The sequence below is a fragment of the Paenibacillus nuruki genome, from assembly GCF_001721045.1.
In the GTDB taxonomy this organism is placed as follows: domain Bacteria; phylum Bacillota; class Bacilli; order Paenibacillales; family Paenibacillaceae; genus Saccharibacillus; species Saccharibacillus nuruki.
Genome location: NZ_MDER01000045.1, coordinates 36,638 through 50,963 on the forward strand (window position 1 = coordinate 36,638; position 14,326 = coordinate 50,963).

The 14,326-nt window shown below is 39.6% G+C and carries 11 protein-coding genes; 2 read left to right on the top strand and 9 right to left on the bottom strand.

The genetic code is table 11. The features are described 5' to 3' along the window. Nucleotides 1-81 precede the first annotated feature (81 nt). Nucleotides 82-1,962, top strand: coding sequence for a beta-glucoside-specific PTS transporter subunit IIABC (locus PTI45_RS13420; RefSeq protein ID WP_069328106.1), 1,881 nt, complete (start codon nucleotides 82-84; stop codon nucleotides 1,960-1,962). 253 nt (nucleotides 1,963-2,215) lie between these two features. Then, nucleotides 2,216-3,676, top strand: coding sequence for a glycoside hydrolase family 1 protein (locus PTI45_RS13425; protein WP_069328107.1), 1,461 nt, complete (start codon nucleotides 2,216-2,218; stop codon nucleotides 3,674-3,676). A 161-nt stretch (nucleotides 3,677-3,837) separates the two neighbouring features. On the opposite strand, the gene PTI45_RS13430 is transcribed toward PTI45_RS13425, so the two are convergent. The 9 genes from PTI45_RS13430 to PTI45_RS13470 all read right to left on the bottom strand — a co-directional run bounded on the left by PTI45_RS13430 (nucleotide 3,838) and on the right by PTI45_RS13470 (nucleotide 14,270). After that, entirely contained in the window at nucleotides 3,838-4,260 is a 423-nt protein-coding gene (locus tag PTI45_RS13430; RefSeq protein WP_245703483.1) for a MerR family transcriptional regulator, read from the bottom strand. 54 nt (nucleotides 4,261-4,314) lie between these two features. Next, the gene (locus tag PTI45_RS13435) at nucleotides 4,315-5,043 is read right to left on the bottom strand and encodes an SDR family oxidoreductase (RefSeq protein ID WP_069328109.1); all 729 of its coding nucleotides are present in this window, start codon (nucleotides 5,041-5,043) and stop codon (nucleotides 4,315-4,317) included. A gap of 157 nt (nucleotides 5,044-5,200) precedes the next feature. Next, a complete protein-coding gene (locus PTI45_RS13440) occupies nucleotides 5,201-6,313 on the bottom strand; it encodes an SLAC1 family transporter (RefSeq protein ID WP_069328110.1) in 1,113 nt (370 codons plus the stop codon). Nucleotides 6,314-6,399: 86 nt separating this feature from the next. Beyond that, the gene (locus PTI45_RS13445; protein ID WP_069328111.1) at nucleotides 6,400-8,826 is read right to left on the bottom strand and encodes a molybdopterin-dependent oxidoreductase; all 2,427 of its coding nucleotides are present in this window, start codon (nucleotides 8,824-8,826) and stop codon (nucleotides 6,400-6,402) included. Then, nucleotides 8,823-9,254: a hypothetical protein gene (locus PTI45_RS13450; RefSeq protein WP_069328112.1), complete on the bottom strand. Its 432-nt coding sequence runs from the start codon at nucleotides 9,252-9,254 to the stop codon at nucleotides 8,823-8,825. The genes PTI45_RS13445 and PTI45_RS13450 overlap by 4 nt, the downstream gene beginning before the upstream one ends. A 200-nt stretch (nucleotides 9,255-9,454) precedes the next feature. After that, nucleotides 9,455-10,594, bottom strand: a complete 1,140-nt coding sequence (locus PTI45_RS13455) for an SLAC1 family transporter (protein ID WP_069328113.1) — start codon at nucleotides 10,592-10,594, stop codon at nucleotides 9,455-9,457. Nucleotides 10,595-10,857: 263 nt separating this feature from the next. After that, nucleotides 10,858-11,784: a ribose ABC transporter substrate-binding protein RbsB gene (gene rbsB, locus PTI45_RS13460; RefSeq protein WP_069328114.1), complete on the bottom strand. Its 927-nt coding sequence runs from the start codon at nucleotides 11,782-11,784 to the stop codon at nucleotides 10,858-10,860. Nucleotides 11,785-11,818: 34 nt separating this feature from the next. Then, nucleotides 11,819-12,787, bottom strand: a complete 969-nt coding sequence (gene rbsC / locus PTI45_RS13465; RefSeq protein WP_069328115.1) for a ribose ABC transporter permease RbsC — start codon at nucleotides 12,785-12,787, stop codon at nucleotides 11,819-11,821. A 1-nt stretch (nucleotide 12,788) separates the two neighbouring features. Next, nucleotides 12,789-14,270: a sugar ABC transporter ATP-binding protein gene (locus PTI45_RS13470; protein WP_069328116.1), complete on the bottom strand. Its 1,482-nt coding sequence runs from the start codon at nucleotides 14,268-14,270 to the stop codon at nucleotides 12,789-12,791. Nucleotides 14,271-14,326 lie beyond the last annotated feature (56 nt).

The following is a 14,326-nucleotide window of genomic DNA, read 5'->3' on the forward strand; positions in this document are numbered from 1 at the left end:
TTCCTTCCACACATGTCGGCCAACATGTAGTGAGGATATTATTATTAGCGATGTATTTATTAACCAAAGGAGCTATCAATCATGAGTAATCAAGATTTATCCAAACAAATTATCAAACTGGTCGGCGGAGAATCGAATGTCAATTCGGTATTCCATTGTGCAACACGTCTACGTTTCAAATTAAAAGATTCCAGTAAAGCAGATAAAGCTACTTTAGAAAAAACACCGGGTATTATCACCGTTGTTGAAAATAGTGGACAATTTCAAGTGGTCATCGGCAACTCGGTAAGTCAGGTGTACGATAAAATCATGGCGGAAACCAATCTACAAGATGTAGAAAAATCAACTGAAGCGCAAAACACTTCTACAGATAAAGATACGAATGTTCTAGGTAAAGCGGTTGATATTATTTCCAGTATCTTCTCTCCTCTCCTTGGAGCATTAGCAGGCGCAGGGGTACTGAAAGGATTAGTGGCTCTTTTTCTAGCACTTCACTGGTTAGATAATACATCTGGAACATACCTTGTTCTTAATGCAGCTTCAGATAGCGTATTTTATTTCTTACCGATCTTCCTAGCTGTTACAGCAGCTCGCAAATTCAAAACCAATCAGTTTGTGTCGATTGCAATTGCAGGTGCGCTGGTCTATCCTACGATTCTGACAGCGTTAGATAGTGGTATAAGTCTATCGTTCCTCAGTATTCCTATTGTACTGGTTAACTATACATCCAGTGTTATTCCGATTATTTTGGCGGTATGGGTACAATCGTATGTTGAACGATTTGCAAGTTCGTTTATCCATGAATCGGTCAAAAATATTTTGGTACCGATGGTCGCTTTGTTAGTTGTTATTCCGTTAACATTCTTGGTATTTGGACCTGTAGGTCATTTGGTCAGTCAAGGATTAGCTTCTGGATTTACATGGATTTATAATTTGAGTCCGATTCTAGCAGGTGGTATAGCCGGTGCATTCTGGCAAGTATTTGTTATTTTCGGCGTACATTGGGGCTTTGTTCCGATTATGCTTGGAAATATCGCAGCAAATGGATTTGATCCGATGTTGCCGATGCTTACGGCTGCTGTTATGGCTCAAGCCGGTGCAACATTAGGTGTATTTTTCAAATCTAGAAATAAAGATACCAAAGCATTAGCAGGTTCTTCGACGCTTGCAGCTATTTTTGGAATTACAGAACCAACGATTTACGGAATTACATTGAAATTGAAAAAACCGTTTATCTATGCTTGTATCGCTGGTGCTGTAGGTGGCGCTATTATCGGTGCCGGTGGTTCTAGAGCGATCGCATTTGCTTTACCAGGTTTGCTTGCTTTGCCTACGTATATTGGTACTGGTTTTGTTGCTGTTATTATTGGACTGTTGGTCGCTTTTGTACTAGCTGGTCTTTTAGTATATATTCTTGGATTCAAAGAAGAAGCTACCGTAGCAACTGTAGATAATACTCCTGCTCCAACAGGAAACACATCTACTGCTACCACTGCTTCTGTGATTGCAAAAGAAGTGATTATCAGCCCACTACAAGGAACGATCCTACCGCTTGAATCGCTTGAAGATCCAGCCTTTTCTTCAGGTGCGATGGGTAAAGGGATTGCGATAGAACCGACTTCAGGTCTATTGACTTCACCTGTGAATGGTACGATCACAACTGTTTTCCCGACAGGACATGCGATTGGAATCACTTCTAATGATGGTGCTGAAATGTTGATTCATGTTGGTATGAATACCGTTCGTCTGAAAGGTCAATTTTTCGAAAAAATGGTTAAAGAAGGCGACGTGGTGGAGCAAGGACAATTGTTGCTCAAATTCGATATCGAGCAGATTCGTGCCGCTGGTTATGTACTAGCTACGCCTGTTATTGTAACCAATGCAGCCAGCTATCTTGATGTCCTCAAAACGTCTGAAACAGAAGTGAACAATCAAGACTATCTGTTAACCGCAGTTGTCTAAGATTCACGTTAGATTTATGGTAGGTGCTTGAAAACGCTATTCTTGTGTATTACAATAAGGATAGATAATTAAATAACTCAGGATTGTGACTGGTCATGCAGGCAAAACCTAAATGGATCGTGTACAGGTGCTCTTAATAAGAGACTTCCTTGCATTTTCTGTTTAGGTTTTTGTTATGTATAGGGTATTTTCGCTTGATCAGCATTATTCTCAATTATATTTTTTATACTCTATGACGAAAGAGGTAATGAACATGACGAATGTACAACAAGGATTTCCTAAAGACTTCTTATGGGGCGGAGCAACAGCAGCGAACCAATTAGAAGGCGCGTACGATGTAGATGGTAAAGGTCTATCCAGTGCGGATATGATCGCTTATATTCCAAAAGAAGAACGTGGTATTACAAACCATGCTATGGAAATTTCTTCTGAACGTATTGCACAAATTCTAAGTGGTGAATTTGAAGCACGCTTCCCTAAACGTGATGGTATCGACTTTTATCACCGTTACAAAGAAGATATTGCTTTGTTTGCCGAAATGGGCTTCAAAGTGTTCCGCCTTTCGATTCATTGGGCACGTATTTTCCCAAATGGTTATGATGAGCAACCAAACGAAGCAGGTCTACAATTCTATGACAATGTATTCGATGAGTTGCGTAAATATAATATTGAACCGTTGGTGACTCTTTCTCACTATGAGACTCCACTCGGTCTAACTGAAAAATATAACGGCTGGGTTGATCGTGAAGTCGTAAACCATTTTGCACGTTATGCGGAGACGGTATTTACACGTTACAAAGATAAAGTTAAATACTGGTTAACGTTTAACGAAATCAATGTGTTAACGATCAGTGCTTTTACCGGTGGCGGTGTTGTTATTGACCGTGAAGAAAACAAACTACAAGCGATGTATCAAGCATTGCATCATCAATTTGTAGCTAGTTCAATCGCTACTAAATTGTGTCATGAAATTATTCCAGGTTCGCAAATCGGTTGTATGTTAGCACGTATGGAGACTTACCCGTTCAGCAGTAACCCAGAAGATATTCGTCAAGCGCAACATGATAACCAGATGAATCTATTCTTTACAGATGTTCATGCACGTGGTGAATATCCAAGATTCATGAACCGTTATTTTGCTGAAAATAATATCGTGATTCAAAAAGAAGCTGGCGATGATGAAATCCTCAAAAAATATACTGTCGATTATATTTCGTTCAGTTACTACATGTCGATCACGGTAACAACAAGTACAGAGGGTGACAAAGCAGCTGGAAACTTATTCGGCGGTGTGAAAAATCCATATTTGGAAGCTTCAGATTGGGGCTGGCAGATCGATCCAATCGGTCTACGTGTCACGCTTAACAACTTCTATGATCGCTACCAAAAACCACTATTTATCGTTGAAAATGGTCTCGGTGCATTTGACAAAGTAGAAGAAGATGGCTCCATCCATGATACGTATCGCATCGAATACTTACGTAAACATATCGAACAAATGCGTGAAGCGATTGCTGATGGTGTAGAATTGATGGGTTATACAAGCTGGGGTCCTATCGATCTTGTGAGTATGTCAACTTCTGAAATGTCTAAACGATATGGATTTATCTATGTCGATCAAGATGATGATGGTAATGGTACACTCAATCGTTCGAAAAAAGATTCATTTGAATGGTACAAAAATGTCATTGCTACAAACGGTGCAGAGCTATAAGACCGATGATATAAAGATGATACTATGATACTCTTTCTGAGCGATTAGCTGACTAGATCATCAATCTTCAGGTAACTAACAAGAAAGAGTATTATATTTCATATTAAAAGACGTATCCTCTTTTCAAAGAAGATACGTCTTTTTTATGTGTTGATATCCATTTACCTATGTTTAGCTAACATTCTTTCACTAACGACAGCATCACATTCGTGATTGTGGATATCTGGATTTTGATCTGTTTCTATATAATGATCTATCGTATATTCCAAAAAGCGTTGTGTCTCCATCAACTCGGCAATACTTTGTTTAACTTTGAGATGATGCTCTTTGAGTATTTGTAATCTTGTGTCTAATGTGCTGTTACCGACTACCGCTAATTCGCGATAATTCTTCATCTGTTCCAACGTCATCCCTGTCGCTTTCAGTCGGGTTAGAAAAATGATTCCTTGAATTTGTTGCTTACTGTATGCTCGATGTCCATTGGGCTGACGATCTGCATAAGGTAGTAACCCAATCTTTTCATAATAGCGAATAGTGTCTTCGCTCAATCCAGTCAATTCAGCAGCTTCCTTAATAGATGTCATGTGTTCAGGAATATCGATCATACGTCTATTGTCATCTCCTTGATTAAATGTATATCACCACGGTACAACACCATTTTCATCGAAAAATTGCCCTGTTGGACCTTTTTCATCCAGAGTAGCCAGTTCTACGATAATAGTTGCCGCTTGTTCTACAGAACGTGGCCCTGTATTGTCGTTAAAATCAGTTGCTGTATACCCGGGATCAGCTGCGTTCACTTTAAGCGTAGTGTCTTTAAATTCCTTCGCAAACATTACGGTTACAGCATTTAAGCTTGCTTTTGAACTGGCATAAGCTAATCCGTTAAAAGCAGCATATTCATAATTAGGATCACTATTTTGAGTCAAAGAACCTAATCCACTGGATACATTTACAATGCGTGGAGCAGAAGATTTCTGTAATAAAGGTAACATATGTTGGGTTAATTCAACGACTCCGAATACATTGGTATCATACACAAGACGCATATTTGCTACTTTGTATTGACTTGGTGGTGACATAGCATCTATCGAAACACCAGCATTATTGATTAATACATCTAACGAACCAAACTGTTGCTCAATGTATTTGGAAGCTGATTCAATCGTTGCTGTATCTGTAACATCTAACTGTATAAAATGAGCTGTTATTCCTTGCGTCAACAAGTTTTCGACCGCTTCTTGCCCACGAGATTCATCACGAGCTCCTACCAGTATTGTATATCCTTGACGGCCTAATTGTTGCGCTGTCTCATAACCGATTCCTTTGTTGGCTCCTGTAATGAACACTGTTTTGTTCTGACTCATGTATATACCCTCTTTTCTAGTAGTAGATGAAGTGGTTCTATACACACTCTACTACTTGGAGTATACTCCAAGTCAAGTCGCTTTCTCGCAAAAGAATAGGTAACTCGAATAGTTCTCTATTTTTAACTATTCTAATAATGATAGATTTCTTTCATCTTTATGGCATATTGCTTGTTTTTGCTCTCTTTCTCTGCGCGTGATGCCATAGGGCTTGAACAGCAAGTCCAATTTCGATCACAAGTAATATACTAATGATCCATGAACCACCTGTCAAAATCCAACGATACATTTCAAGCGCCCATCGTGATTCAGTATACTGCTGATATAACGGGTAGATACGCAAAGTAAAGAAATAAAACATCCCTAATGTAAATAAACGAGTCCATTGTGCAGTATTATAGATGCCAATCCCTTGTCTCCATCCTTTAGCTTGAATACGTCTTATAGCACGAACCACTTCTATTCCTTCAACGATAATCAATATTATCCACGTGATCCACCATAAATAAATAATCGCTCCATCAGACCAAGCATGAACGGTTTGTACAGCCGCTCCGGTAATAGCAAGTGCTCCGTATAGAATACAGTTAGGATCTGTCCACTCCTCTACTATAGGATGACGATGATGCCAATAACGATAGACAATCAACACTACACTCCATACATAAAATATCAGCCCTATAATAATAAGAGTCTGATGAAGCCATAACAGATTATCGATCTTAAATATTTGATGTAATAAGAGCACGATAGACTGCGTGGATACGGTAGACAGCAATATTATGCCATGTACACGGTGGATCTGAGATTGATGCAGGATTTGGTACCAACCCCGACACATTACATATAACACAACTAACCATAATCCTATATTGAGAATAGTTATAATGCGAATAATTTCATTTAAAATAAAGTGATTAAATGAGGCATGAATAGCAATTAATAATGTGGATGTACCTGCCACCCACGTTCCAGTAGCAAACCGCATAACAGGATCAGCTAGATGGTCTTGATACAAGCGACCCCGGCGAATAGAACCGATATAGCTTACTAACAAATATAGCCAGATCCCTACAGTTATTATCACTAACAGAGAAGTCCATATACTCTTTGGACTGTAACCTGATAGCTGTTGCCAGGCTCCTTGTATAAAAATACCTAGAGCCATGACAATACTACTAGTGGCTGTTGGTACAACAGGTACATCCTTTTTGCTACTCCATGTGATCATAATCGCAATGATAAAAAGTAGTAGCAAACCTATAAGCATGATTATTCTCCTTTATCTATGATCGAAATAATCTATATGCTGTGATCTACAAAATGCACGTTTAACTTTTACTTCATTCTTATTAATTATGCTCGACCTCGTTGCGGGATATACGGTGGAACAGGTGTGTTAAGAACAGAGATCGGTACTTCTAACGATTGTCCCATTTGAATATCATACGGTGTATTTAAGCGATTGGCTTGTAACAGATGCTCTACAGTCATATTATATTGTTCGGCAATATATTCAGCCGATTCTTCGCCGATTACGATATGTTCTTTGCGTAACTTTTCGATTCGACAAGCGGCTTGTTTGAATGTAGGCTGTTTGGACAATGGATCTGTGAAATCAGCAGTTAACTCGTTAGCCGCTTGATTACCTTCCCAGCTTCCATAATGAAAAGGTACAAATACCAATCCTTTTTGCACCGCTTTACCAATCCGAGCAGGTACTTCAATCCAGCCCCGTGGGGATCGAATCCGTACCACTTCCCCTTGTACAATAGACATCGCTGCGGCATCATCTTCATGTATTTCTACATAACCATTTGGTGCAGCCATCTGTAGGTGGGGAGCACGAGCTGTTTTGGTACGGGTATGCCAGTGCCATACTAACCGACCAGTTGTAAGCCACATCGGATAATCTTGATTTGGTTGTTCCGTGGGTGCCAGATAGCGAGTTGGATGTAGAATTGCCCGTCCATTCGCTTCTTTTTTGACAAATTCATCATGAGATAAGGGTCGCCCACTGAATTGATCTTTGGTATAACTTTGCGCATAATCAGCATGTGTGGGGAACTTATAATCACTGTACAATCTTGGTGTCCCTTCTGGATGTTGATCATTGGTAGGCCAGCGTAGTCCATTGGATTGCTCAAGCTTATCGTAAGTCATACCTGTCATATCACATGGACGACCGCTAGATACTGTTTTCCATTCTTCAAAACATTCTTCAGGTGTAGAATAACCAATTAACGGTTGACCATCTTTGTCTTTTAACTCCATTCGATCAGCAAAATCAAGCAAAATCTGTAGATCACTTTTGACTCCCTGAGGTGGTTCTACTGCTTTACGCAAAATGTTGATTGTACGATCTGCATTTTCCATCGTTCCTTCTTTTTCTCCCCATAACGCCACAGGTAGAATAACATCTGCTACTTTTGCTGTTTCTGTTAAAAAAGGATCTTGTACAACCACAAAAATCTTTTCTAACGCTTTGCGTGCACGACGACGATTAGGCAAAGAAACCATAGGATTAGTGCCAATATTCCAGAAAAAAGTGACTTTTCCTTCTTCTATCATATCAATCTGCTCTTCTATTCCTTTTTCCGGACCTGTCGGCAATGTATCTGGTTCTACATTCCATAAAGTCGCCATCTCTTCAATATGCTGAGGATTCATCGGATTACGTTGTGCTGGATAAGTACCCACTCCACCTGCTGTCCGATTCGCTGAGGAACTTGGTTGTCCTGCCATATGTAAAGGCCCACAACCAGGCTTACCAATCAGCCCTCGTAACAAGTGCATATTGTTGATCGCTACACAAGCAGTTGTTGCATCTGCACTTTGAAAAGTACCTTGTAATGTAGTGGTTACCATAGAAGTAGTCTGACCAATCACACGCCCGGCTTCCTCTAATTGGTCCACAGGGATTCCTGTCACTTCAGAACTACGCTCTGGTGTCCAATCCTGAACGGCGGCTGCCATCTGATCATAACCAATCGTATACTGATCAACAAATGACTGATCCACATAACCATCTCGAATCAAAATATGCGTCAATCCATTTAATAAGGCTACATTAGTACCCGGACGAAGTTGTAAATGTAAGTCAGCATTGCGAGCTGTCAATGTCAGGCGAGGATCAACAACAATAATATAAGGATGACCTTCACGCTCTTTACGTTGCATAATTCGTTCATGCAATACTGTACCTGTCTCTGCTACATTGTGTCCAAATAACATTAACGTATCTGTAACATCTACATCATCAAAAGAAGCCGGTGTACCGTCTGCTCCAAAAGATTGCAACAAACAAAATTCTGTTGTCGCTGTACAAAGACGAGTATTGGCATCTAGCAGATGGGTATGCAGACCAGCACGTCCAATTTTGGCAATTGTATAATAGTCTTCTAGATAAGCCTGTCCTGTGGAATAGATAGCGATACTATTACTACCTTGCTTCGCTATAGACGCTTTGGCTTTGGTCACAATCAGTGCCATAGCTTCTTCCCAACTTGCTGGTTCTAATTGTCCTGCATGATTCCGAATCAAAGGAGTTAATAATCGATCGGGACTGTTATTGGCATACCATTGATTTTCACCTTTAGGACCTAATCGTCCACGGTTAATAGGATGGTTCCCATTGCCTTTAATTCCAACAATCTGATTATCTTTGACAGCGACATGACAGCCACAACCTACCGAGCAAATATTACATGTACTGTATACCCAGCGGTCTACTTCACCTTGAGAATATACATTCATATCAATACGTTCGTCTTGCCAGCTCATACTTGCACCCCCAGATAAAAAGATGGAATAAGATATTTGATAGCTGCTTCACCATAATGTTGTTTCATAAGATCGGCTATATTATTAAGCTGTTCTCGAACACTACGATATAACGATTCAATCTCTTCAACATATTCAGTCTCAAAAGAAGGCATCCATTCTACCGCTCGAACCCAAGCGCGCATCGTTGGCTCACTCACCTCATTATTTTGATAAATGATCGCGAGATAAGGACGAATTTTATCTAAATCAGGATTAGAATGCTGGTCTGATTCTTGTAGAGGTAGTAGATGATCTAGCGCTTCACGCTGTTCATGGGTGGTGTAGCGAATCAGCTCGATAAGCGGGTGTTTCATCGGTTCTGTTTTTTCTAATATCTGATTGACATCATGCGATATTTGCTCTAAATGTGTTGTCAAAAAATTCATTATGTCCCTCCATCATGATATGAATTAGCTTACCTTTCTAGAATAAAGCTCAAATTATTTCTATATTATTACCCACAATCACTCACATATATGTCTATATATACATTTTTTATGATCGATTTTCTGTAACATAAACAAAAAAGCGTATAGAGCACCTTCGTTAGAAAGTCGTCTATACGCTTTTGGCTATGATTATGATATTACTTCATTTTTCTTGAATGTACATGTGGGATACGTTGAACTGGCACTTCTGCAACGACAGGACGATGTACAAATGCATCAACCGATAGTACACATTGCCAGATTAACAAAATGACCATCATACCAGCAGTTATGATAACTACACTCATCTGTAGATTCGCTAGTGATGCATTCATGATTGAACTTGAATTCATACTGATGAGACGCCATGTAAATAGATTAAAAATACCGATCGTAAATATCCGACTCCATTGTGTCACATCGTATGTCCCTACCGCTGTTTTCCAGCCATGTCGTCTTATTCTCATCACAGCACGAATCATCTCAATACATTCCACGACAAGTAATACAGCTAGCGATATCCACCATAATATCGATACACTACTCGGTGTCCAACTAGATGTCTCAATAACAGCCACTCCTGTGATGGCTAATGCACCGTACATCATTACATTATTACTTTGCGATTGATCTGCTGTATTCCAAGCATACCGTACATATCGATAGATCATTAAGCTAGCTAACACTACATATAAGACCAGTCCCCAACCAATCAGCAGACGGCAAATAATCAACATCGCTTCACTATGTCCAAAAATATCATACAATAACATCGCAATCGATTGTGTTGCTACAGTAGCCAATAATACAATGCCATGAACATGCCGTCCAGCTTGCATTTTAGCAATATCGATCATACTTTTCACTACCCAATACATAAAGAATATCCATAATCCGATAGTCATGACTGCTAGAATCAATACCGTTTCATAGACCCATGAAGATGGAAATGAAGTATAGATCGTGATCAGTAAAATAGAAGTTCCCGCAATCCATGTCCCTATTGCAAACCGACCTACTGGATCAGCTAAATGGATAGCATAAAATTCGTCTTTACGAATCGAAGTGATATAACCCAGTAATAGATAGATCCAGATCGCAATCAAAAGAATCACTAATGCCGATGTAGCATAAGAGTATACAGACAATCCTGTTAATTCACCCCAAGCTCCTTGTATAAAAATACCTCCAACCATCAGTATACTTCCTGCGGCGGTTGGCATATCTGATTTACGCCTATACGTATGTGTAGTCATTAATCCGACAATGATGCAAGCCAGCATCAAAATAATCAGCATCCCTATTGATCTTCCTTTCGAGTGATACAGAAATAAAATATATTTCAGTAAATAGTACCTATATCTAAGTAGTAGTAACCTGTTATTTCAAAATAAATAGTAGCTTTAGTATAGCATAGTATGTAAGTAATGTTAGGTTGAGATTAGGTAAGAAATAATTTACTTTCTATATAAAGTATACGTATTCTTTTTAAAATGCAAAAAAAGAAGGTCAATAATATATCGACCTTCTCCTTTATTTGATTTAGCGAAGTCATACGTTTTTATTGATTTTCTTTCGTTACTAATTTCAATGGAGCTGGAATAGATTTTTCAACTGTTTTACCTTGTAGAACATCGCGAGCCGCATCGACTGCCATTTGTCCGATCAATTCCGGTTGTTGAGCGACTGTTGCTGTTAATTTACCATCTTTAATCGAATTGAGCGCATCTTCGTTACCATCGAATCCGATCACAGGAATATCTTTGCCTGAGCTTTGAATCGCTTCAATCGCACCTAGTGCCATTTCATCATTATGAGCAAATACAGCTTGTACATCTGGGTTACCTTGAAGTAGATTTTCCATAACGGTTAGACCTTTAGTACGGTCAAAATCTGCTGCCTGACTAGCGACTACATCTAACTCTTTATCTGCAATATCGTGGAACCCTTTACCCCGTTCACGAGTAGCCGATGCACCCGGTACGCCTTGTAATTCGATCACTTTAGCATCTTTACCTAGTTCTTTGACAATGTATTCAGCTGCCATCTTACCGCCTTTGACATTATCTGAAGCGACTAGAGCTTTGACATCTCCCTTGTCAGCTGAACGGTCCAAAGTCACAACCGGAATATCTAAAGTATTTGCAGATTGAACAGCGGCTGAAATGGCGGCTGAATCAGTCGGGTTGATCAATAGTGCATCGACTCCCTGCTGAATCAAATCATCGACATCATTACTTTGTTTAGCTGAATCATTTTGTGCATCCACAACGATCACTTCAATATTGAGTTTTTTGGCTTCTTTGACTACACCGTCTTTAAGTGATACGAAAAATGGATTATTTAAAGTAGATACAGAGAGACCAATCTTAATCTCGCCTGCATTTGCTGATTTTTTTGATTTTGCCCATGCTGGAGGTTGAAGTGAACACCCTGCTAGTAAAATAACAGTCATGACAATAGCAAGTAAAGGTATAACTTTTTTCATACTGGATTCCTCTTTTCCTTTTAAAATCAACGGATTATGCAGATTTTTTGCGATCAATCAATACTGCGATTACAATAACGATCCCTTTAACGACCATTTGATAGAACGAAGATACACCCAACAAATTCAGACCATTATTCAACGTACCGATAATAAGAGCACCAATCAGTGTACCTACGATTCGTCCACGTCCACCGGAGAGGCTTGTCCCCCCCAATACAACAGCTGCAATAGCATCCAGTTCATACGATGTACCTGCTGTCGGTTGTGCTGAATTTAGACGAGAAGTTAAGATTGCTCCTGCTAGAGCAGACAATGCACCAGCAAGTGAGTAGATCATAATTTTAACACGCGGTACTTTGATACCAGATACGATAGCGGCTTTTTCATTACCACCGATTGCATACGTTTTACGACCAAAAGGAGTTTTGTGAAGAATGACCCACAATACAATAAATGCAAGTGCCATCGTGATCGCTGGTACAGGAATTCCTAAGAAATATCCACGACCGAACAATTGAAATGCCATACTATCTCCAAGCCCTGTTATAGGATTACCATTAGTGTAGACAAGTGTTAATCCACGGAAGATGGTCATTGTGGCTAATGTTGCGATAAACGGAGCCATTTTACCTTTAGTGATCATCAATCCATTGACCATACCCATGACGCCACCTGCTGCACATCCGATAATAATGGCAAAAATCGGATCTACACCTGCTAACATCAGATTCGCTACAAATGCACTGGATAAAGCAAGAATCGAACCTACCGATAGATCAATACCGCCTGTTAAAATAACAAAGGTCATACCGAAAGCTATCAGCGCATTAATCGCTACCTGACGCAACAGATTCAAAATATTAAGCGGTTCCAAAAAGTCTGGATTCAATACAGATACAATAATCACTAGAATAATAAATCCAAGTAATGGACCTAATTTCTGCGTTACATTTGATAATTTGAAATTTTTATCTGGTTTTTCTTTCGTTATTGTTGTCATATTACTGTCCTCCTGTAGCTAACGTCATAATATTTTCCTGTGTAGCTTCTTGACTGGATAGTTCGCCACTTATCTTGCCTTCGTGTACGACTACAATACGATCACTCATCCCTAATACTTCTGGCAATTCAGAGGACACCATAATAATGGCTACACCACGATCGGTAAGTTCATTCATCAATTGATAAATCTCACGCTTCGCTCCTACATCGACTCCGCGGGTAGGTTCATCTAAGATCAATACACTAGGTCCAATACCAATCCATTTTGCGATAACAACTTTTTGCTGATTACCACCGGAAAGGCTACGTGCAGGCGTTTCTGCGGATTGGGTTTTGACCTGTAAACGTTTGATTAATGTATCTACAAATTCAGCTTCTTTTTTAGTTGAAATAAATCCTTTGGAAGAGAAACTAAATAAGTTAGGTAGCGCCATATTTTCACGAATCGAAAAGTCGAGCACTAACCCTTCGTCTTTACGATCTTCGGTAATAAAGCCAATACCATGTTTCACTGCATCATCCGGTCTACGAATATTGACTTTTTTACCACGTATCCAGATTTCTCCGCTATCTAGCGTGTCCAGTCCGAATAAAGTGCGCATAATTTCTGTACGTCCTGAACCCATCAGTCCAGAAAAACCTACAATTTCGCCAGCTCGTACCGAAAAGCTTACATTCTGGAACTGCCCTTTTTTACTAGCATCTTTCACTTCCAAAATCAATTCGCCAGGTTGTGGTGTACGTGCAGGATAACGCTCAGTCAGCTCACGCCCAACCATTTTTTTGACCACTTCATCAAAATGAGTATGCGGGATTTCTTTGGTATCGACTGTTTTACCATCTCGCATAATCGTAATTCGATCACAAATCGCAAATATTTCTTCCATTCTGTGCGAAATGTATACGATTGATACGCCTTCTTTTTTGAGCGCTATAATCACTTCAAATAACTTCTGAATTTCACGCTCCGTTAGAGCCGCAGTCGGTTCATCCATTACGATCACTTTTGCATCCGTCATTAACGCTTTGGCGATCTCAATCATCTGTTGTTGTCCAACTGAACAATCTCCTGCTTCGCCTTGTAACGGCAAATCCACTGCTAATTTACGTAATTGTTCTTTTGCTAGCGTTTTCATTTGTTTAGTGTTCAGTAAACCCCACTTAGACGTTAGCTCTTTACCGATAAATAAATTCTCAAGCACCGTCATATCACGCCAGATATTAAGCTCTTGATGGATAAAAGCGATCCCTTTTTGTTCAGCGACTTTTGGATTATCAAAATACGTTTCTTGACCATCTATAACAATCGTTCCTTGATCACGCTCATGCAGACCAATCAAAATGTTCATTAATGTTGATTTGCCAGCTCCATTTTCACCCATCAGTGCATGAACTTCGCCTGCGCGGAGATCAAAATCGACTCCGCTCAAGACTTGGTTTGTACCGAAGGATTTGTAAATACCATTCATTTGAATCTGCATATACAATGCCTCCTTTAAATCTGCTGTGCTATTTCTACTTTATAAAGAAGTTATAC